The organism is Microbacterium sp. Y355, assembly GCF_059445345.1.
The window spans coordinates 1-19,892 of sequence record NZ_JCAIUD010000002.1 but is presented as its reverse complement, the minus strand read 5'-3'; the positions used below and the strand labels follow the sequence as shown (position 1 = coordinate 19,892).

Genomic DNA, 19,892 nt, shown 5'->3' with positions numbered 1-19,892 from the left:
GGTGACGTGTCCGAGCGGCCGAAGGAGCACGCTTGGAAAGCGTGTGTTGTGCAAGCAACCGAGGGTTCGAATCCCTCCGTCACCGCCGAAGAGCAGAAACCCGCGAAGCGCATGCGCCTCGCGGGTTTCTGTTTTGCCACACATCGTCAGCTGTGGAAGCGCACACCGTAGCTTTGGCCGCCGGGGTCTGCGGGCAATCGCTGCATGCCGAGTCGCTCATAGAACGCGGCCGCGCCGAGGTTCGCAGGATCGATACCCAGGTGCAGCCCCGTCACACCGCGCCGCTGCAGTTCGGCGAACAGCGTCTCGATCAGTCGACGCCCCAGCCCCTGCCCCTGCGTCTCTGGCAACAGATCAATGTGCAGGTGCGCTGGATACTCCCCCGCATTCTGGTTCTCGCCGGGCCCGCGCGTGTACGCGCCGTCGACTATCGATTCCTCGCGCGTCTCCGGCTTTTCAGCCCTGGGGAAGCGTTCGGCGAACTGCGGCCACCACTCATCGCGGAACCACTGCTCGAAAGCATCCGTGTCGTCTGTGGCGACGATGTAGCCGATCACTCGCGCGTCGTCCGATTCGACGACCCAGGCGAGATCAGGATGCCGGTCGACGTATGGCACCGCGAAGATCAGGCCCCAGAGTTCATCATCGCTGAAAATCCCGGTGGCGTCGCCTCCGGCATCCGCGGTCTTCACACAGATCTCGAACATCGCCGGGCGATCCTCGGTGCGATACGGGCGGATGCCGGTCATAGTGACTCCTGTCGAGTTCGGGGCTGTCGTACCCATTCCAGCATGAGGCCGCCCACGACAAGTGCGGCGCCGGCTCCCACCAGCATTCCGCCGATCGTGTCGGTCAGCCAGTGCACCGAAAGTGCGGTGCGCGAGAAAGCCATTCCCAAGGTCCAGAGCACGGCGATGAGCACGACCCAGAGCCGCGGGAACAGCAAGATCGCCAGCATCGCAAGAGTGGCGGCGTTCGCTGTATGCCCGGAAGGGAATGAACCGAAATCACTGACGACGAGCATGTCCTCCGGCCGCGCGCGGCCATACAGATGCTTCAACAACTGCACAGCCGCGACGCTCGCCAGCAATGTCACGACGACGAGAACGGCGGCTCGCCAGCGACGAGCGATCAGCAGCGCGGCAATGATCAGCACGGGCATGAGAATCGTGGCGATCCAGCCACCGCCGAGATGGTTCATCATTTCAGCGAAGCCGACGAGCAACGGTGAGCGAATGCTGACCATCAGCTCATTCCAGCCGACATCTAATGCACTGGGCAGGTCCGATCCTGCCGCAGTCAATGCGGCGCCAAGGGCCATCGCAGCGAGAATCGCCCCGATGCCCCACCAGAGAAGTGCGGGACGAGTCATCCGCCTATTCTGACTCAGATGACGGCGCGAACGCTACGGAGTCAACATCCCGACCGAGCGCGGGCGCACGATCAGCCAGAGCGCGAGAATTCCGACGACGGCGCAGCCCACCATGACCGAGGCCATCGTCGTCGCGGTGATTCCTGCACCCGCAGAGATGAGGCCGACCACCGGTGAGATGATTGCCGCGACGCCGTTGTTGCACGCCCCGAGAACGGACGCGGCGGTGCCTGCTGCCTTGCCATGTCGGTCGAGTGCCAGCACCTGCACGCACGGGAACGAGAACCCGCATGCGGTCATGAATAGGAACAGCGGGATGACCGTGCCCCAAAACCCCAAGCCCAGCTGGTCATTCACGATGATCGCCGCACCACTGACCAGCAGCACCGCTGTCGAGAATGCCAGCACCCACTGTGGCCCGAACCGCGCAGCCAACCGGGATGCAACCTGCACACCAACCACGACACCGACCGAGTTGGCCGCGAATAGCCAGCCGTATTCCTGCGCGTCCAGCCCGTGGGCCTCTTGGAACAGGAACGGCGACGCCGACAGATACGAGAACAGCCCGGAGAAGGTCATCGCCCCAATCACCAGCACGCCCACGAAGACGCGATCGCTGAAAACGCTGCGATAACGCTGCCAGATGGTGGTGCTTCCGCGCTCGCCTCGTCGTTCCTTCGGCAGGGTCTCTGGGATGAACAACAGCGCCGCGAGCAGCATGATGGCGCCGTAGGCCGCGAGCACGACGAAGATGCCGCGCCACGGCATGACTCCCAGCAGCCAGGATCCGATCAGAGGCGCGACAACAGGGGCGACGCCAGAGACCAGTGCGAGCCTCGACAGCATCACCACGAGCCGGCGACCGCCGAACAGGTCGCGCACGATCGCCATCGCGACCACGCCACCGGCCGCCGCGCCAACTCCCATGACCACGCGTGCGCCGCCGAGCAGCAGCAGATCCGGTGCGAAAGCCGCAGCGACACTCGCGAGCACGTGCAACGCGGTCACGGCGATCAGCGGCACGCGACGACCGACCTTGTCGGACAACGGCCCCACGACGAGCTGGCCGAGGGCAAACCCGATCATGGTGCCGGTGAGGGTCAGCTGGATCGCAGCAGAGGTGGTCTGGAAATCTCTCTCCAGCAACGGGAACGCTGGCAGGTACAGGTCGATCGTGAACGGTCCAAGCGCCGTGAGCGCGCCGAGCAGGATGATGTAGAGCACACGGCGCGAGTTGGAGATCGCATCGCCTGGGTGCAGCATGATCGGCGCGGTCGCCGGATCAGGTCCCAGCGTGCGGATCGCGCTGGTCGGCGTGCTGGTGCGAATCGTTCCGGTGAACGCGCGGATGCTTCCGGTCGGCGTCCGCTCAGAAGGGGTTCGTTCGGAGTCGGTTCGTTCGGAGTCGGGAGTGGGCGCAGAGGAAGAAGAGGAATCGTTCAAGATGCCTCAATTGTACGGGCGCGGCCTGAGCCGCACCCCGGCTCTCATCGCGCTATGCGCGCGAGCCCCTTCTCCAGATCGGCGATCAGATCGGCGATGTCCTCGATACCGACGGACAGACGCACGACGTTCTCCGGAACGGCCAGATCGGTACCGCGCACCGAGGCGTGCGTCATCTCAGGCGGATAGCTGATCAGTGACTCGACGCCGCCCAGCGATTCAGCCAGCTGGAAGAGCTCGGTCGACTCTGCGAAGGCACGCGCAGCGTCGTGTCCCGCGACGAGCGCAAGCGACAGCATCCCGCCGAATCCACTCATCTGGCGCGCGGCAATCTCATGACCGGGGTGCGAAGCAAGGCCAGGATAGAAGACGGTCTCGAACTCGGGGCGGGACTCTGCCCACTCAGCGATGGCCTGCGCGTTCTCGCTGTGCTGGCGCATCCGCACCGCAAGAGTCTTGATTCCACGGGTGGTGAGCCAGCCGTCCAACGGCGCCGAGACGGCGCCGACAGCGAACTGCTGGAACTTCACCTGATCGTAGAATCGGTCATCGCCAAAGATCACGGCACCGCCGAGCACATCGGAGTGTCCGCCGAGGTACTTGGTGGTGGAGTGCACGACGAGATCGGCGCCGAGCGCGAGGGGCAACTGCAAGGCCGGTGAGGCGAAGGTGTTGTCCACCACGACGATGGCACCCGCTGCATGCGCGATCTCTGCGGTCGCAGCGATGTCGACGATCTTCAGCAGAGGGTTGCTCGGCGTCTCGAGCCAGACAATTTTGGTCTCGGGGCGCAGCGCCTGGCGGATCGCATCCGCGCTGCCGAGTTCGGCGGTGGTGGTCTCGATACCCCACGGCGCCAGCACCTTGGTCAGCAGTCGGTGGGTGCCGCCGTAAACGTCATTGCCGAGCAGCACGTGGTCGCCCGGTCGGAGGATGCCGCGCAGCAGCGCATCCTCAGCGGCAAGTCCAGACGCAAACGAAAGCGCGTTGACGCCACCTTCGAGAGCGGCGAGCTGCGTCTCGAGCGCGTTGCGTGTGGGGTTGCCCGCACGGTTGTACTCGTAGCCCTCGCGGAACACGCCGACGGCATCCTGCACATGCGTCGAGGCCTGGTAGATCGGCGGGATAATCGCGCCGGTGAGCGGATCGGCCTGCTGGCCGGCGTGGATGGCACGGGTGGCGAAAGCGTGGTCAGACATGCTCTCACCCTACGCGCGCCCCTTCGCCACTCCCCCTCTCATTACGCCCCGCGACATCCCTGCCCGTGGCGAGTGGGGAATTTAGCGCGCGAGGTAGGCGACGAGATCCTGGCGAGTCAGCACGGTGTGCGGGCGGCCATCGATCGTCACCAGCAGGGCATCCGCTTCGGCGAGCGCCGCGCGCGCCTGATCGACGGACGCATGAATGCCGATGAGCGGCAGCCGCTCGCCGACATGAGCGCCCACGGCATCCGTCGGCTTCGCGACATTGCGGAAGAGTAGATCCAGCAGCCCTCGCTCGTCGACGCTGCCCACGACCTCCCCCATCATGACGGGCGGTTCGGCACTGAGCACCACAAGCTGCGAGACGGCGAACTCGGTCATCATGTTGATCGCGTCGAGCACCGTGTCGGTCGGATGCGCGTGCACGAGTTCCGGAATCGAGCCCTGCCCCGAAGCCTGAGCGCGTGTCGTCAGCACATCAGCGACCGTCTCCCCCTCCTCGACCTCGCTGAAGCCATAAGAGCGCATCCACGAGTCGTTGAAGATCTTCGAGAGGTAGCCGCGTCCGCCGTCCGGCAAGAGCACGACCATTACTGCATCCGCCGGCAGTGTCTGGGCGATCCGCAGCGCACCGACCACGGCCATGCCGCTGGAGCCGCCGACGAGGATGGCTTCTTCGCGTGCGAGGCGGCGGGTCATCGCGAACGACTCGGCGTCGTCCACCGCGACGATCTCGTGCGGGACAGCAGGATCGTAGGAGCCCGGCCAGATGTCCTCGCCAACGCCTTCGACGAGGTAGGGGCGACCGGTTCCGCCCGAGTAGACGCTGCCTTCAGGGTCGACGCCGATGATACGTACCCGGTCATCGGAGACCTCACGCAGATACCGTCCGGTGCCGCTGATCGTTCCGCCGGTACCGACACCGGCGACGAAATGCGTGACTTTGCCGTCGGTGTCGCTCCAGATCTCTGGGCCGGTGGTCTCGTAGTGGCTGAGCGGACCGTTCGGGTTGTCGTACTGGTTCGGCTTGAACGCCCCCGGAATTTCCTTCACGAGGCGGTCGCTGACGCTGTAATACGACTCGGGACTGTCCGGCGGTACGGAGGTCGGCGTCATCACAATCTCGGCGCCATACGCGCGCAGCACGTCGATCTTGTCCTCGCCGACTTTGTCTGGCAGCACGAAGATGCACTTGTAACCGCGCTGCTGAGCGACCAGCGCGAGACCGACGCCAGTGTTGCCGCTGGTGGGCTCAACAATCGTGCCACCAGGCTTCAACTCACCGGATGCTTCGGCCGCGTCGATGATTCGACGGGCGATGCGATCCTTCGACGAGCCACCGGGATTCAGATACTCCAGCTTCACAAGCACCGTGCATACGACGCTCTCTGTGACATGCTGCAGCTTCACAAGCGGGGTACTGCCGACGAGATCGGCGATGTGCTCGGCGTATTTCATGTCTCCAGGGTACGGGGCAGCGGATGCCGTGTTACCGCGGCATCCGCTGAAGGGCTACCCCTTGGTTGATCCTGCCAACAGCCCTCGCACGAAGTACCTCTGCAGCGCGAAGAACACGATCAGCGGAACGATGATCGACACGAACGCACCGGCGGTGAGGAGGTGCCAGTCATTGCCACGGGTTCCGGTGATCTCTGCCAGCAACTTCGTGATCGGAGCTGCCCCACCGTCAGCGAACACCAACGCCACCAGCAGGTCGTTCCACACCCACAAGAACTGGAAGATCGCCACCGAGGCGATGGCCGGCATGGTCAGCGGCAGCACGATCCGGAAGAAAATCTGCCCACGGGATGCGCCGTCAACGCGCGCGGCTTCAACGATCTCTCCGGGGATCTCTGCCATGAAGTTGTGCAGCAGATAGATTGCCAGCGGCAAGGCGAACATTGTGTGCGCAAACCATACTTGTGCGTATCCGCCGGAGGCACCGAGAGGCAGCGTGATCTGCAGGCCGAAGAAGCTCAATCCTCTCGAGAACGTGCTCAGCAGCGGCACCAGGGCCATCTGGATGGGCACGATCTGCAACGCGAAGATGAAGATGAACAGGAAGTTGCGTCCCTTGAAGTCGATCCACGCGAACGCGTAGGCCGTCATAGAGGCGATCATCAACGGGACGAGCGTCGCCGGAATCGTGATGGCGATCGAGTTCACGAACGACTCGATCATCGTGAGCTGCGTCGTGCCGGACTGCAGCACATCAACATAGTTCTCACCAGTGACCTGCGGGTTCAGGAAGAACTCCCACCACCCGCTGGTGAGGATCTGGTCGCGTGGTCGGAACGACGAGATAAACAGCCCGAGCGTCGGGAGCGTCCACAGGAACGCGATAACGATCGACGCAACGGATGCCCATGGCCGTGACAGCTTCTTGCGGGCGCGCCCTGCGGAGGCATTGAGCTTTCCACCGGTAACGATCGCTCGCGTGCTCTCAGAGATCGGGGTACTCACCTTGTTGGACTTCACCGTGTCGCTCATCGGATCTCCCGCTGCTTCTGGATCTGGCGTGCGTTGTAGATGACGATCGGCAGCACGAGGATGAACAGGATCACGGCAAGCGCCGCGCTGCGCCCCGCTTCGAACTTCGAGAACTGGGTGTACATCTCGTTGGCGAGCACGCTGGTGTCGTAGTTACCGGCCGTCATCGTACGGACGATGTCGAACACCTTCAATGAGGCGATCGAGATGGTCGTAAGGACGACGATGAGCGCTGGACGGATGGCGGGAACGGTGACTGATTTGAACCGTTGCCACGCGTTCGCGCCGTCGAGCTCCGCGGCCTCCAGCAGTTCGATCGGCACCCCCTTGATGGATGCCGACAGAATCACCATCGCGAATCCGGTCTGTACCCAGATGAGCACGACAATCAAGAACAGGGTGTTCCACGGCGGATTGAGCAGGAACTGTTGCGGTTCCCCGCCGAACCAGACCAGGAGCTGGTTCAGAAGACCGATCTGCTCGTACTGCGGGCCGCGATACTCGTACATGAATCGCCAGATGATGCCGGCGCCGACGAACGAGATCGCCATCGGCATGAAGACCAGCACCTTGTAGACCTTCTCACCGCGGGTCTGGTCGATGAACACGGCATATGCGAGACCGACGATGGTCGACACCGTTGGCACAACGAGCACCCAGACAATGGTGTTCACCACGACGCGGATGCCGTCGGGTTGACCGAATATCCACGTGTAGTTCGCGAGTCCGACGAAGCTCTTCCCCGAGGAGTTCAAGAAAGAAGCAACCATCGTCTGCAGCGACGGCAGGATGAGTCCTACCGTCAGCAGCAGGAACGCCGGCGCCAGGAATGCGACCAGCTGAATGAGATAGCCCTTGCCCGCACGCGATCGGTAGTCGAGCAGGAAGAATACTGCGCCGACGACAACGGCGACGCCCATCGCCCAGTAGTACGAGCGGAAGAACCACATCACCGCAAGCGGGATGAGTAGACACATCGCAAGGCGAGCGACGGTGTACCAGGTACCCGTGCGCGGTGCGACGTCAACGAGAAACAGAATTGCGGCAACCACCACGGCGAAGGCTATGACGACGGCCACTGCCTGCCACACCGACGGCAGGGTGCCGATCCATTGGAAGAAATCGAGCGCGGTCACGGAGTCCCCTTTACAACAGCGTGCAGATCATCTTCGGTTCACGCGCCGTCGCGTGAACCGGACCTGGCGGGTCGCCCGAAGGCGACCCGCCAGGAGCCGGATTAGCCTGCCGGCCAGCCCGTCTCGATCTGCTCGAGGACCGCATCGGTGGGATCACCGTTGACCCAGGAGACCATGCCCTTCCAGAACGTGCCTGCACCGACAGCACCCGGCATCAGGTCGCTGGCGTCGAAGCGGAACGTGGTGTCAGGGTCCTGCAGGATCTTGATGGTCTCCTGAAGGATCGGGTCCTGCGCGTTGGCCGGGTCAAGTCCGTTGTTCGCGGAGGTGACACCGCCCAGGCTTACGCGGCTGTTCGCCCACTCGGGGCTGGACAGGTATGCGAGCACCTTCTGCGTTGCCTCGCTGTCGGTGAACGCGCCGACGATCTCACCCGCACCGGTCACTGCACTGTCTCCAGCGCTCTCGCCCGGGAGCATGAACGCCCAGACATCGCCGTCTTCAGCGATGTTCGTGCCCTCAGGGAAGAAGCCCGAGAGGAACGACGCCTGGTGCGTCAGTGCGCAGGAGCCATCGGCGACCTTCGGCGCGACGTCACCAAAGGCGGTCGAGTTGATCGAGCGCACATCACCGAATCCGGCGTTGACATTCGCCGGGTTCAGCAAGATCGCGCCGACCGAGTCGAACGCGGTCTTGATCTGCGGGTCAGTGAAGGGCACCTCGTTGGTGACCCACTGGTCGTAGACATCAGGGCCGGCCTGGCGAAGGACGTAGTCCTCGATCCAGTCAGTGCCGGGCCAGCCAGTCGCCGTGCCGGATTCGAAGCCGGCGCACCACGCGGGCGTGCCAGTGGCGGCCTGGATCGTCTCGGTAAGAGTTGTCATGTCGCCGAGAGTTTCGGGAACTTCCACGCCCCACTCGGCGAATTTCGTGGGCGAATACCAGATCCAGCCCTTGACGTTGGCCATCAGCGGCGCGCCGTAGAAGGTGCCGTCGTAGGTGCCGTAGTTCACCCAGTCTTCGGTCCAGTACTCGTTGGCGTTCTTTTCCACCTCTTCTGGAGCAGGCTTCAGGAAGTCACGCGAAGCAAAGTCTGCGAACAGACCCGGCTGCGGGAAGATTGCGATGTCGGGCGGGTTGCCGCCCTGAGCGCGGGTACCGAGCTGAGTCTCGAAGTCCTGGCTACCCTCGTACTTGATCTCGATGTCGTTCTCTTCTTCGAAGTCCGCCCAGGACTCCTGCAGGAGTTCGGCTTCGCTGTCGACGATCGTGCCGTAGACGGTGACAGTGTTGCTGCCCGCATCTCCGCCGCCGTCGCCTCCGCCACCCTCGGGCGCACCCGGAGCCCCACATCCTGCAAGCGCGATGCCCGCTGCCCCAAGCAGGGCGAGCGGCGCGAGGCGCCGATAACGCTGTGACAGTGCCATGTGACTTCTCCTCTTCGAGTTCACGTTCCCTCTGGCTTGCCGCTGCCCAAAGGCAGGCGGATCGGGAACCGCTTCCAGGCCCAACCTAGCGGCCTCTCCTGTCCCGGCACAATGGGCGTTGGTCACAAGCTGACAACCTTTGCTCCGGTATTCCCCAGCGGCATGGGAGCGCTCCCGCGCGGATCGTATGGAACCGGTTCCCTTCGGCACCCGTTAGGGCTACGCTGTGCTCGGGCCTCTCGAGCAGTGCCGCCATCGAGGAGGATGCATGAGCACGATCACCGATGTCGCCGCGCGTGCCGGCGTCTCCAAAGCGACTGCGAGTCGCGCGCTGAGCGGTCGCGGCTACGTGGCGGACGAGACACGGGTGCTCGTCGAGACGGCAGCCGCCGAGCTGTCATACGTCGCGCATTCGTCGGCGACCAGCCTTGCCACCGGACGCACCCAGATCGTGGGCGTTATCGTCCCCAGCCTCGGGCGATGGTATTTCTCAGAGCTGCTCACCGGCATCCAGGAATCCCTGCTCCAACACGGCTACGACCTTGCGCTCTACGGCGTCCCAGAGCACTCCGCTACGCGCGACGAGGTTTTCGCTTCAGTGCTGCCACGCAGGCGATTCGATGGGATCATCGCCGCCGGCATCCAGCCGAGCGCACACGAACTAGAGCGACTACGCGAGCTCGGCCGCCCGCTGGTGAGCGTTGGCCCATACAACGACGGCACGAGTGCGGTATCAATCGATGACGCCGCTGCGGCACGGATCGCGACGGAGCATCTCATCGACCTCGGCCACACCGCCATCGCATTCATCGGCGGGGAGGCGGAGTCGAGCGCACTCGGCTTCGGCGACGCGCGCCGACTCGATGGTTATCGCAAGGCGATGGATGCCGCAGGCCTGAGCGCGCACGTCAGCGTTAGTCCGGCCGCCAGCAGCATGCCGAGCGGATATGAGGCAGCCGTTGACCTGCTCGGCAACCGGCGTACCAGGCCGACCGCGGTCGTCGGCGTGTGCGACGAGGCGGCGATCGGCACGATCATCGCCGCGCGACGGCTCGGGATCGCTGTGCCCACCGAACTGAGCGTCGTCGGAATCGATGACCATCAGCATGCCGAGATGTTTGCCCTGACCACGATCAGGCAGCAACCTCGCGAGCAGGGCAACGAGGCCGTGCGATTGCTGATGCTTCAGTTGGAGCATCCCGCGGCCGAGCCCGTGCACAAGCTCGCGGCATCCGCCCTGGTCGTGCGCAACTCATCCGCACCCCCGCGCTAGCCCCCAAAACCTCTTTGCGGGGAACGCACGAAGGCCCCGGGGATGAACCCCGGGGCCTTCGAATGAAGCGGTGAGACGTGATTACTTGAGGGTAACCGTGGCGCCAGCGGCCTCGAGGACCTCCTTGGCCTTCTCAGCGGTCTCCTTGTTGGCGCCCTCAAGGACAGCCTTCGGTGCACCGTCGACGACAGCCTTGGCCTCGCCGAGGCCGAGCGAGGTGAGCTCGCGGACAGCCTTGATGACCTGGATCTTCTTCTCGCCAGCAGCCTCGAGAACGACGTCGAACGAGTCCTTCTCTTCCTCTGCCTCAACAGCGGCACCAGCAGCGCCTGCAGCAGCAGCCGGGGCGGCAGCGGTGACGTCGAACTTCTCCTCGAACGCCTTCACGAACTCGCTGAGCTCGACGAGGGTGAGGTCTGCAAACTGCTCGAGCAGCTGCTCAGTGGTGAGCTTCGCCATGATGTATCTCCTAGATTGGTGGGGTTTGTAGAACGAGAACGCCAGTCGCTTACGCGGCTGCGGCGGTCTCCAGCTTTTCGCGAAGAGCATCGACGGTGGCCGCAGCCTTGGCCATCGTTGCCTTCATCATGCCCGCAGCCTTCGCAAGCAGAACCTCACGGCTCTCCAGCGATGCGTACATGTTGACCTCGTCGGCGTTGAGAGCATTGCCCTCGAAAACGCCACCCTTGATCACGAGAAGCGGGTTGGTCTTGGCAAAGTCACGAAGAGCCTTCGCGGTGGCGACGAAGTCACCGTGCACGAATGCAACAGCCGACGGACCCTTGAGGTCGTCATCCAGTGCAGAGATTCCCGCCTTGTTGGCGGCAATCTTGGTCAGCGTGTTCTTCACCACGGCGTACTCAGCGTCCTGACGGATGCTGTTGCGCAGCTCCTTGAGCTGGGCAACCGTCAGACCGCGGTACTCGGTCAGCAGGACGGCGTTCGAGTTCTCGAATGACTTCGTGAGCTCGGCAACCGATGCATCCTTCTGCGCCATGGTCACTCCTTGGTGGGTACGAGATGCCACACGGTGGTGAAGCATCGACCTCGACCACGACTGCAATAGAAAAAGCCCCGGCGCAAGCGCACGGAGCTTTGAGAAGATCGTGACACCTGCGCGGGCCCCTGCATTGCAGAGCTTCGATCATCGTGTTCGCACACGACGACGACCAGCGGTCTTCGGTTGAGATAACTATACCCGACCCCGCACTCCCGCCCAAATCGAGCGTGCTAGCGCCGGTCGGCGGCACGGCCGGTGTGGCCAGCCAGGGCATCAGCCGCTCGCACAAGGGTGAGGTGCGACAGCGCCTGCGGGGTATTGCCCGCCTGCCGCGCACCCTCGACGTCATACTCCTCGGAGAGCAGGCCGACATCGTTGGCGAGCCCGACCAGCCGGTCCATGAGCGTTCGCGCGTCGTCGATCCTGCCGCTGGCCGCGTACTGCTCGACGAGCCAGAAGCTGCATGCCAGGAACGGATGCTCGCCGCCTTCCAACCCATCCACGCCAGAAGAGGTGCGATAGCGCATCAGCAACCCGTCGCGCACGAGCGTCTGTTCCATCTGCTCGACAGTACGAAGCATCCGCGGATCGTCCGCAGCGCAGTACCCGACCTGCGGAAGAGTCAGCAGCGACGCATCCACCTCCGCGGAGTCGTAGTGCTGCACGAAGTATCCGTCGACATGAACGCCGCGCTCGTCGATCTCCGCGCGCAACTGATCGCGCATGCGCGCCCACAGCTCCTCGTCCCCCGACATGCCGTGCTCACGGACGGCGCGCACACCACGATCGAGCGCCGCCCACATCATCACTCGCGAGTGCGTGAAGAACTGCGGTTCTCCGCGGATCTCCCAGATCCCGTTGTCAGGTCGATCCAGTCCTGCAACGACCCGTGCGATCAGGGCGCGCTGCAGCGGCCACGAGAACTCCGATTCATCAAGACCGGCAATCCGTGCCGCTTCCATCGCGACGAGCACTTCGCCGATCACATCGGCCTGATACTGATCGACCGCGCCGTTGCCGATCCTCACCGGCGAGGCGCCTCCGTAGCCAGGAAGACTGCTCAGCTCTCGCTCGGCGAGATCCCTCTCGCCGGCGATGCCGTACATGATCTGTACTTCCTCCGGCTCTCCGGCCACCGCCCGCAGCAGCCAGCGCCGCCAGTGCTGCACCTCCTCGAGGAAGCTGTGCGCGATGAGCGCCTCCAGCGTCAGCGCCGCATCACGCAGCCACACGAAGCGGTAATCCCAATTGCGGGATCCCCCGAACTCTTCCGGCAGTGACGTCGTCGCTGCCGCCACGATTCCACCGGTGTCACGGTTCGTAAGCGCGCGCAGCACGAGAAGTGACCGAATCACAGCGTCACGGTGCGGGCCCTCATGCTCGATCGAGCTCGCCCAGCCTTGCCACCAGGAGCGTGTCCGCGCGATGGCAGCGTCGACATCCAGCGGCACCGGGGCATCCTCAAAGGATGGGAACCATGCAAGCGTAAGATCACGGGTCTCCCCCGCCGAAACCTCGAACGTCGCGCTATGCGCGTGATCGGATGCCGCGAGCGCGACACCGCGCACGATGACGGCCTCCGGCCCTGCTGTCGCGTGCAGGGCTGGCGCATCCTCCGTGCCCACCTGCCTCACCCAGGGCAGGGCACGCGCGTAGTCGAAATGCATCCGCAGCTCGGTGGCAAAATCGACCGTGCCGGTGATTCCGACGACCCGGCGCACCACGTCCGTGCGGTCATCTGTCATAGCAAGGAAGTCCTGCACCTCGGCAATGCCGCTGGCGCTCTCCCAGCGGGTCACGAGGATGAACGTGTCCGGCAGATAATAGCGACGCACTTTTGCGTCGGCATCCTGCGGGCGGACCAGCCAGCGCCCGTGCGAGGGATCCCCCAGTAGTGCGCCGAAGACGGAGGGCGCATCGAAGCGCGGCAGACAAAGCCAGTCGATACTGCCATCGCGCGACACCAGCGCAGCCGTACGGCAGTCACTGAGCAGTGCATAGTCCTCGATAGGGGCTGGCATCTCACCGATTCTTGCATGGCCCTGGCCGATATGCACCGATGGGAATACGGTGGGCGCATGGATGCCAAAACCACGCTTGTGATCTTCGGAGCCTCGGGCGACCTCGCTGCCAGGCTCCTGTTGCCTGCGCTCGGTCAATTGCTCACCACGGAACCCGAGCGTCGGGTGCGCGTGATCGGCGCCGGGATGGAAGATTGGAAGGACGACGATCTGCGTGAGGTCGTGCGCACTTCGTTCGACAGTGCGGATGCCGGCGCCGCCACCGACCGCGTCACAGTCGAATACCGCCAGGCAGACATCACTCGGACAGAAGATCTCACCGCGCTGCTGCAGGGGCTCGAAGGCCAAGTGGCCATCTATTTCGCTGTGCCACCAGCAGTCGCGGCCGCCGCCTGCGAAGCACTCACACCTGAGATACTTCCGGACGGCGCGATGCTCGCACTCGAGAAGCCATTCGGTACGGACGAAGCCAGTGCCCGCACACTGAATGCGCGCGTGGCGCAGCTCGTACCGGAGCGGCAGATTTTCCGCGTCGATCATTTCCTCGGCAAGTCCACCACGCTGAATCTGCTCGGCGCACGGTTCGCGAATCGGCTGCTCGAGCCGCTCTGGTCGGCGGAGAGTATCGAATCTGTCGCTATCGTCTACGACGAGAAGCTGGGGCTAGAAGGGCGCGCCGGCTACTACGACGGCGCCGGCGCGTTCATCGACATGATCCAGAGTCACCTGCTGCAGGTGATGGCGGTGTTGGCCATGGAGCAGCCGGCGACCCTGGGCGAAGCCGACTTCCGGGAGGCAACGTCCGCTGTCCTGCGGGCGACGACGATCTGGGACGACGATGCCGCCTCCTCTTCCCGGCGTGCGCGGTACACAGCCGGCAGCGTCGACGGTGTGGCGAAGCCGTCGTATGTGGACGAGCCCGGCGTCACCCCTGAGCGCAAGACAGAGACGCTCGCGGAGGCGACCTTCGAAGTGCGCAACGGCCGCTGGGCCGGCGTGCCGTTCAGCCTGCGTTCCGGCAAGGCACTGAGCGATCCGGCCAGGGAGATCATCGTCACCTTCCGCGCCGTGCGCCATGTTCCTGTCGGGCTCACCGGTTCCGCTGACGGCGCGATCTTGAGGTTCTCGCTCGCGCCGGATCGGATGTCGTTGGAGCTCAATCTCAACGGCGCCGATGATCCGTTCGTTCTCGAGCGGGCTACTCTGTCGGCAGACCTCGGCGCCGGAGCGCTGCTTGCGTACGCGGAGGTGCTCTCCGGCATCCTCGATGCCGATCCGATGCTTTCGGTGCGCGATGACGCCGCCGAGCAGTGCTGGCGGATCGTCCAGCCGGTCCTCGATTCCTGGTCGCGCGACGAAGTACCACTCGAGGAGTACGCCGCAGGGTCGAGTGGCCCGGCGGGTTGGCCGACGAGGCACTGAACGACAGCTCACTCGCGGCTGATGCGGCGCGGCAGGGCCAAGGACGTCACTGGCTCGGGGTAGCCTCGAAAGGTGAATCCGGAACTTCAGGCTCGAATCGTCGCGGACTCCCGCGACCGCGTCGCCTGGCTCCGAGCACGAGCGCGCGGCATCACCGCGACCGATGTCGCAGGCCTCACGAGTGAGAACTCGATCACCCGCGCCGCGGATGCAAAACTCGGCGCAGGTCCGCGCTTCGGCGGCAACGCCTACACCGATCATGGTCGTCGGCGCGAGCCTGAGATCGCCGCCTGGGTTGCAGCGACGCATGGCATCCAACCTTCTTCGGCACTGTTCCGTGCCGAGGCGGAGCACCGCCATCTGGCCACGCCGGATGGCGTCGTCCAGGATGGCGAAGGCCGCATCCTGCTCGCTGAGATCAAGACCACCAACAAGAACTGGCGGACGATCCCGCGCACTTATCTGCGACAGGTGTGGTGGCAGCAGCATGTGCTCGGAGCCGAGCGCACCCTGTTCATCTGGGAAGAGCACGACAACTTCCGCCCGATCCACGACGAGCCTCGATGCGTGTGGATCGACCGCGACGATCGCGAGATCGGCACACTCGTCGGGCTCGCAACGCGCCTGATCGATGAGCTCTATCACCGCACCACGGGGCAGCGTCCGCCGAGCACGGACACCGCCAACGGCGCCAGCCGACGCGAAGCCCTCCGCGAGCGCGATGCGTTCCGCGCGCTCGCTCTGGCCGACTGAGCCACGCCGTCCGTCATTCCGCCACCGGCGGCCGCATTCTCGCGCGCCATCTGGGACATAGTTGACGCATGTCAACATCTGGACTATTGTTGATATTTATCAACTTTTTGCGCGCCATCGTCGCCGCGCCATTCACCTTTCATGTTCTATTCGAAAGGGGCGCATGAGCGCTCAAACCCCGTCCACCGCCGTAACGGCAACGCGGATGACTCACCGCCAGGTGCTGCAGGCACTTTCCGGCCTGCTTCTGGCGATGTTCTGTTCGATGGTCTCCACGACTGTCGTCAGCACCTCGCTGCCGATCATCGTTCCCGAGCTCGGCGGGTCACAGACGTCCTACACCTGGGTCATCACCATGACCCTTCTGACGACGGCGATCTCCACGCCGATCTGGGGCAAGCTCGCTGACCTCGTCAACCGCAAGAACCTGATGATCATCGCGTTGGCGATCTTCGTCCTCGCCAGTGCCGGCGCAGGCTTCTCGCAGAGCGCTGAGGTGCTCATCATGTTCCGTGGCCTGCAGGGTCTCGGTGGTGGTGGCCTGGCTGCTCTCAGCCAGGTGCTGATGGCAGACATCCTCTCGCCCCGTGAGCGAGGCAAGTACATGGGACTGTTCGCCGGCGTCATGGCGATCGCCACTGTCGGCGGCCCGCTGCTCGGCGGCGTACTCACCGACAGTGTCGGCTGGCGCTGGAACTTCTACGTCGGCGTCCCCCTCGGCATCATCGCGATCGTCGTGCTGATCCGCACGCTCAAGATCGACCAGATCCGTGCAGCGAAGGTCCGTATCGACTACTTCGGCATTGTGCTGTTGTCGGTCGCAGCCGGGTTCCTGCTCGTGTGGGTGACCAACGTCTCCACTTACGGCTGGATCAGCTGGGAGACCCTCGCCATGGTCGGCACCGCCGTGCTCGCCACGGCGCTGTTCATCATCGTCGAACTCAAGGTCGCTGAGCCCCTCATCCCGCTCTCACTCTTCCGCAACCGCACCTTCACCCTCTCTGTCCTCGCGTCGATCTCGATCGGCGTCGCAATGTTCGGCACCTCGGTCTACCTCGCGCAGTACATGCAGATCTCCCGCGGCTACGGACCGACCGAGGCCGGGCTGCTGACCATCCCGATGGCTGCCGGCATGCTCATCTCCTCGGCTGTCGTCGGCCAACTCGTGACCCGCACCGGTAAGTGGAAGAGCTTTCTGGTCACTGGCGCGGTGCTCATGATCGCTGGCACCTCGCTGCTGTCGACGCTCCACTACGACACGTCGCTGTGGCTGGTCGGCATCTACATGTTCTTGCTCGGTGCCGGAACCGGTATGACCATGCAGAACCTCGTCCTGGTTGTGCAGAACACCACAGCACCGCAGGAGATCGGCGTCGCCAGCTCTGGCGTCACCTTCTTCCGGACCGTCGGCGGCACGGCGGGCGTCGCCGTGATGGGTTCCGTCCTCGGCGCGAGCATGACGCAGCAGCTGACCGACCGCGCAAAGGAGGTCGGCACCGCACTCGCCTCACTCGGGGAAGAGGGCAAGGCGATCGCCGCTCAGCTTGCGTCTGGCGCGCTGCCGACCACGCGGGACATGCCCGAGGCGATCCGCATCATCATCGAGGATGCCTCCGCACAGGCCATCTCGCACGCTTTCCTCATCGGCGTGCCGCTCGCAGTGCTCAGCCTGATCGCGATCGTGTTCCTGCCGAACAAGCCGCTGATCAAACAGAACAACGTCGAGCGCGTGCGGGAGCAGCGCCGCGAGAACGAGTTTGCCGTGGCTACGGCTGAGACCGGCTCGATTCCCGTACATCTCTCACGTGACGACGACGCATGACCACCGCAACGGAGGACGATTTGAGCACGGGGGCGGACACCAGCTCCATCCCTGTGCTCGATGAAGAACGCGTCAGTGCAATCACGGCACTGGAGTCCGAGTTCGGCGAGCTCATCACGCACTTTCGTCGTGTCGTGATGGAGAGCGCGAACCGCCTCAGCCCTGGCCTGCTCCCCGGCGCATATAAAATCTTCACCACGATCGTGCGATACGAGTCGAGCACCGCATCCACGCTCGCCGACGTTCTGCAGATGGACAAGGGTCAGCTCAGCCGCACAGTGCGTGAGCTCGAAGAACTCGGGCTCATCCAGCGCACCGCGGATCCCGCCGATCGCCGCTCCATGCTGCTCTCCCCGACCGAGAACGGACTCACCCGACTGGCAGAGGCGCGGCGTCCGCAGGAGGGCGCGATGCTCCGCCGCCTCGCAAGCTGGGAGCTGGAAGACATCTCGACTCTGACGAACCTGCTGCACCGGCTCACCGCCGCAGCGCGCCAGGGCTGAGCTCAGTCGAGCACTCGAGCGGCTTCGTCGGCGACTTCGCGTGCGATGGCATCGAGCAGCTGAGAGCGCAGATTCCATTGTTGCCAATAGAGCGGCACGCGCACCGGATCGCCACCCAACGGAACGAGCGCACCGGATGCCACGGCATCCGCCGCCTGTTCCGCTGGAAGCAAGCCCCAGCCCAGCCCGAGGATGACCGCCTGCGCGAAATCATGCGAGGCGGGAACGAAATGCCGCGGGATGCCGTGCTCGGAGGCGCCCCGGGAAGCGAGCCATACGTGCTGCAGCGTGTCGCGCCGATCGAAGTCGACGAACGGCGCAAGACGAAGCGTCTCGGCGTTGACCCCGGCAGCGAACCAGCGCTGAGCAAACTGTGGATTCGCCACGGCTTCGTAGCGGAATACTCCCAGACGCGTAACAGTGCAGCCGGAGACGGGGGTAGCTTCCGAGGTCACCGCTGCCATTACTTCGCCTGACTCCAGCAGCCGTGCAGTGAAGTTCTGGTCGTCGCGGTGCAGATCGAAGTCGATGTCATGCTGCGCGGCAAGCCGCGAGAGCGGCGCGAGGAACCACGTGGCCATCGAATCGGCGTTCACCGCCAACGGCACGCTCACCCGGCCTCCCCCGGCGTCGAGACCCAGCGCCGCGAGAGTTTCGTGCTCGAGCAGGGCGACCTGCCGCGCCATCCGAACCACAGCTTCCCCTGCTGCTGTCGCGGTTGCGGGCTTTGAGCGAACGATGAGCACCTGCCCAAGCTGCTGCTCGAGAGACTTGAGCCGCTGGCTGACAGCCGACGGGGTGATGCTGAGCGCGCGCGCTGCGGAGTCGAGACTTCCGCCGTCGATGATCGCCGCAACGGTCAACGCAAGCTCAGCGGATATCCCTGCCATATTAGTCATGCTAATGCTTCATAAGTTCTGATCGCTGGATCTTATGTGCACGTAACCGTAGCGTCGGAGGGTGATCTCCTTCTTCTCCGGTCTGGGACTCGGTCTCTCGCTCATCATCGCCATCGGCGCGCAAAACGTCTACGTGTTGCGTCAGGGGATCCGCCGCCAGCATGTACTGGCAGTCGTCATGATCTGTGCACTCTCGGATGCCGTACTCATCGCTGCCGGTGTTGCCGGCCTCGGATACCTGCTGGAATCGATGCCGTGGCTGGTGGTTGTTGCTCGTTGGCTCGGCGCCGCCTTCCTGCTCGGATACGGAGTTCTCGCAGCACGTCGGGCGTTCCGCGGTGGCGGAGCCGCTCTTCGAGCGGATGACGGAGAAGACCGCACCACCACCGCCACTCTCATACCCGTGATACTGACTGCGCTCGCGCTCACATGGTTGAACCCGCATGTGTATCTGGACACGGTGTTGCTGCTCGGCTCGATCGCTGCCACGCACGGCGAGGCCCGCTGGTTCTTCGCTGCAGGAGCGATACTCGCCAGCGGGATCTGGTTCACCGCTCTCGGTTTCGGCGCACGCTACCTCGGGCGCTGGCTGGACACGCCACGCGCGTGGCGCATCCTCGACGCGATGATCGCCGTCGTGATGATCGCCATTGCCGTGAGCCTGGTGCTCCCGGTACTCACCGCGTGATCGCCCAGTAGGCGAAGCGCATCAGACTACTGACCGTCGAGCGGTCGCATGATCCGCGTGAGGAAGCGCCGCGTGCGCTCATGCGTCGGCGCGGTGAGTGCGGCGAAGCGACGAGCCGTGGTGAACCCTCCTGGGGCTTTGAGAATCGCACCCGATGCGGGTGGACTCGATCACCGTACACACGGACCGGCGCTGACCGCATCCCGTTTCGCTTCGTTACAGCCGTGCTCGGCGCACACTGAGCTGCTGAACGCATAGCTCGTCTCTTAACGAAGAAAAGCCACCCCGCAAGGGATGGCTCTTCGCTCTGCTGACGCAGAGATACACAATGCAAAATGGCCACCCAGCGTTGGGTGGCCATTTTGTCTAAAAGAAGTCCGGCGGTGTCCTACTCTCCCACAGGGTCCCCCCTGCAGTACCATCGGCGCTGTGAGGCTTAGC

The 19,892-nt window shown here is 64.2% G+C and carries 18 protein-coding genes, 1 tRNA gene and 1 rRNA gene; 7 read left to right on the top strand and 13 right to left on the bottom strand.

Going from position 1 to position 19,892, the window contains the following annotated elements; translation table 11 throughout:
* A tRNA-Ser gene (locus tag AC1C2O_RS17115) sits at positions 1-85 on the top strand.
* Positions 86-146: 61 nt separating this feature from the next.
* Here AC1C2O_RS17115 and AC1C2O_RS17110 read toward each other — a convergent pair.
* The 8 genes from AC1C2O_RS17110 to AC1C2O_RS17075 form a co-directional block, all read right to left on the bottom strand.
* Positions 147-749, bottom strand: coding sequence for a GNAT family N-acetyltransferase (locus AC1C2O_RS17110; RefSeq protein ID WP_495431781.1), 603 nt, complete (start codon positions 747-749; stop codon positions 147-149).
* The gene (locus tag AC1C2O_RS17105; RefSeq protein ID WP_495431780.1) at positions 746-1,372 is read right to left on the bottom strand and encodes a phosphatase PAP2 family protein; all 627 of its coding nucleotides are present in this window, start codon (positions 1,370-1,372) and stop codon (positions 746-748) included. The genes AC1C2O_RS17110 and AC1C2O_RS17105 overlap by 4 nt, the downstream gene beginning before the upstream one ends.
* A gap of 33 nt (positions 1,373-1,405) precedes the next feature.
* The gene (locus AC1C2O_RS17100) at positions 1,406-2,635 is read right to left on the bottom strand and encodes a multidrug effflux MFS transporter (protein WP_495432166.1); all 1,230 of its coding nucleotides are present in this window, start codon (positions 2,633-2,635) and stop codon (positions 1,406-1,408) included.
* Positions 2,636-2,859: 224 nt separating this feature from the next.
* Positions 2,860-4,014 carry a cystathionine gamma-synthase gene (locus AC1C2O_RS17095; protein WP_495431779.1) on the bottom strand — a complete coding sequence of 385 codons (1,155 nt, stop codon included), beginning with the start codon at positions 4,012-4,014 and terminating at the stop codon, positions 2,860-2,862.
* An 81-nt stretch (positions 4,015-4,095) separates the two neighbouring features.
* Entirely contained in the window at positions 4,096-5,475 is a 1,380-nt protein-coding gene (locus AC1C2O_RS17090) for a cystathionine beta-synthase (RefSeq protein WP_495431778.1), read from the bottom strand.
* Between the two features lie 54 nt (positions 5,476-5,529).
* Positions 5,530-6,507 carry a carbohydrate ABC transporter permease gene (locus AC1C2O_RS17085; protein ID WP_495431777.1) on the bottom strand — a complete coding sequence of 326 codons (978 nt, stop codon included), beginning with the start codon at positions 6,505-6,507 and terminating at the stop codon, positions 5,530-5,532.
* Positions 6,504-7,643 carry a carbohydrate ABC transporter permease gene (locus AC1C2O_RS17080; protein ID WP_495431776.1) on the bottom strand — a complete coding sequence of 380 codons (1,140 nt, stop codon included), beginning with the start codon at positions 7,641-7,643 and terminating at the stop codon, positions 6,504-6,506. Before AC1C2O_RS17080 ends, AC1C2O_RS17085 begins: the two co-directional genes overlap by 4 nt.
* Positions 7,644-7,744: 101 nt before the next feature.
* On the bottom strand, positions 7,745-9,070 hold the full coding sequence (locus AC1C2O_RS17075) for an ABC transporter substrate-binding protein (RefSeq protein WP_495431775.1): 1,326 nt from the start codon (positions 9,068-9,070) through the stop codon (positions 7,745-7,747).
* 268 nt (positions 9,071-9,338) lie between these two features.
* On the opposite strand from AC1C2O_RS17075, the gene AC1C2O_RS17070 reads away from it, so the two are divergent.
* Positions 9,339-10,343 (top strand): LacI family DNA-binding transcriptional regulator, encoded by a 1,005-nt coding sequence (locus tag AC1C2O_RS17070; protein WP_495431774.1) that lies wholly within the window; start codon positions 9,339-9,341, stop codon positions 10,341-10,343.
* A gap of 81 nt (positions 10,344-10,424) precedes the next feature.
* Here AC1C2O_RS17070 and rplL read toward each other — a convergent pair whose 3' ends face one another.
* The 3 genes from rplL to AC1C2O_RS17055 form a co-directional block, all read right to left on the bottom strand.
* Positions 10,425-10,802, bottom strand: coding sequence for a 50S ribosomal protein L7/L12 (gene rplL, locus AC1C2O_RS17065; RefSeq protein WP_439280869.1), 378 nt, complete (start codon positions 10,800-10,802; stop codon positions 10,425-10,427).
* Between the two features lie 49 nt (positions 10,803-10,851).
* Positions 10,852-11,340 carry a 50S ribosomal protein L10 gene (gene rplJ, locus AC1C2O_RS17060; protein ID WP_495431773.1) on the bottom strand — a complete coding sequence of 163 codons (489 nt, stop codon included), beginning with the start codon at positions 11,338-11,340 and terminating at the stop codon, positions 10,852-10,854.
* Between the two features lie 233 nt (positions 11,341-11,573).
* Entirely contained in the window at positions 11,574-13,364 is a 1,791-nt protein-coding gene (locus AC1C2O_RS17055) for a glycoside hydrolase family 15 protein (protein ID WP_495431772.1), read from the bottom strand.
* 57 nt (positions 13,365-13,421) lie between these two features.
* On the opposite strand from AC1C2O_RS17055, the gene AC1C2O_RS17050 reads away from it, so the two are divergent.
* From AC1C2O_RS17050 to AC1C2O_RS17035, 4 genes are all read left to right on the top strand, one after another.
* Entirely contained in the window at positions 13,422-14,786 is a 1,365-nt protein-coding gene (locus tag AC1C2O_RS17050; protein ID WP_495431771.1) for a glucose-6-phosphate dehydrogenase, read from the top strand.
* A gap of 72 nt (positions 14,787-14,858) precedes the next feature.
* A complete protein-coding gene (locus AC1C2O_RS17045) occupies positions 14,859-15,539 on the top strand; it encodes a YqaJ viral recombinase family protein (RefSeq protein ID WP_495431770.1) in 681 nt (226 codons plus the stop codon).
* 163 nt (positions 15,540-15,702) lie between these two features.
* Positions 15,703-17,361, top strand: a complete 1,659-nt coding sequence (locus AC1C2O_RS17040) for an MDR family MFS transporter (protein ID WP_495431769.1) — start codon at positions 15,703-15,705, stop codon at positions 17,359-17,361.
* Positions 17,358-17,864, top strand: a complete 507-nt coding sequence (locus AC1C2O_RS17035) for a MarR family winged helix-turn-helix transcriptional regulator (protein WP_495431768.1) — start codon at positions 17,358-17,360, stop codon at positions 17,862-17,864. The genes AC1C2O_RS17040 and AC1C2O_RS17035 overlap by 4 nt, the downstream gene beginning before the upstream one ends.
* 2 nt (positions 17,865-17,866) lie before the next feature.
* Here the strand turns inward: AC1C2O_RS17035 and AC1C2O_RS17030 are convergent, their stop codons facing one another.
* Complete coding sequence (locus AC1C2O_RS17030; protein WP_495432165.1) at positions 17,867-18,754, bottom strand: LysR family transcriptional regulator ArgP; 888 nt, start codon at positions 18,752-18,754, stop codon at positions 17,867-17,869.
* A gap of 70 nt (positions 18,755-18,824) precedes the next feature.
* On the opposite strand from AC1C2O_RS17030, the gene AC1C2O_RS17025 reads away from it, so the two are divergent.
* Entirely contained in the window at positions 18,825-19,451 is a 627-nt protein-coding gene (locus tag AC1C2O_RS17025; RefSeq protein WP_495431767.1) for a LysE/ArgO family amino acid transporter, read from the top strand.
* A 375-nt stretch (positions 19,452-19,826) separates the two neighbouring features.
* Here AC1C2O_RS17025 and rrf read toward each other — a convergent pair.
* Positions 19,827-19,892: ribosomal RNA gene (rrf, locus tag AC1C2O_RS17020) — 5S ribosomal RNA — on the bottom strand; the annotation flags it as partial.

Bases quoted from the DNA above. Each gene is read 5' to 3' on its own strand.
- AC1C2O_RS17110 (WP_495431781.1), bottom strand. From the start codon at position 749: ATGACCGGCATCCGCCCGTATCGCACCGAGGATCGCCCGGCGATGTTC.
- AC1C2O_RS17105 (WP_495431780.1), bottom strand. From the start codon at position 1,372: ATGACTCGTCCCGCACTTCTCTGGTGGGGCATCGGGGCGATTCTCGCT.
- AC1C2O_RS17100 (WP_495432166.1), bottom strand. From the start codon at position 2,635: ATGCTGCACCCAGGCGATGCGATCTCCAACTCGCGCCGTGTGCTCTAC.
- AC1C2O_RS17095 (WP_495431779.1), bottom strand. From the start codon at position 4,014: ATGTCTGACCACGCTTTCGCCACCCGTGCCATCCACGCCGGCCAGCAG.
- AC1C2O_RS17090 (WP_495431778.1), bottom strand. From the start codon at position 5,475: ATGAAATACGCCGAGCACATCGCCGATCTCGTCGGCAGTACCCCGCTT.
- AC1C2O_RS17085 (WP_495431777.1), bottom strand. From the start codon at position 6,507: ATGAGCGACACGGTGAAGTCCAACAAGGTGAGTACCCCGATCTCTGAG.
- AC1C2O_RS17075 (WP_495431775.1), bottom strand. From the start codon at position 9,070: ATGGCACTGTCACAGCGTTATCGGCGCCTCGCGCCGCTCGCCCTGCTT.
- AC1C2O_RS17070 (WP_495431774.1), top strand. From the start codon at position 9,339: ATGAGCACGATCACCGATGTCGCCGCGCGTGCCGGCGTCTCCAAAGCG.
- rplL (WP_439280869.1), bottom strand. From the start codon at position 10,802: ATGGCGAAGCTCACCACTGAGCAGCTGCTCGAGCAGTTTGCAGACCTC.
- rplJ (WP_495431773.1), bottom strand. From the start codon at position 11,340: ATGGCGCAGAAGGATGCATCGGTTGCCGAGCTCACGAAGTCATTCGAG.
- AC1C2O_RS17055 (WP_495431772.1), bottom strand. From the start codon at position 13,364: ATGCCAGCCCCTATCGAGGACTATGCACTGCTCAGTGACTGCCGTACG.
- AC1C2O_RS17050 (WP_495431771.1), top strand. From the start codon at position 13,422: ATGGATGCCAAAACCACGCTTGTGATCTTCGGAGCCTCGGGCGACCTC.
- AC1C2O_RS17040 (WP_495431769.1), top strand. From the start codon at position 15,703: ATGAGCGCTCAAACCCCGTCCACCGCCGTAACGGCAACGCGGATGACT.
- AC1C2O_RS17035 (WP_495431768.1), top strand. From the start codon at position 17,358: ATGACCACCGCAACGGAGGACGATTTGAGCACGGGGGCGGACACCAGC.
- AC1C2O_RS17030 (WP_495432165.1), bottom strand. From the start codon at position 18,754: ATGGCAGGGATATCCGCTGAGCTTGCGTTGACCGTTGCGGCGATCATC.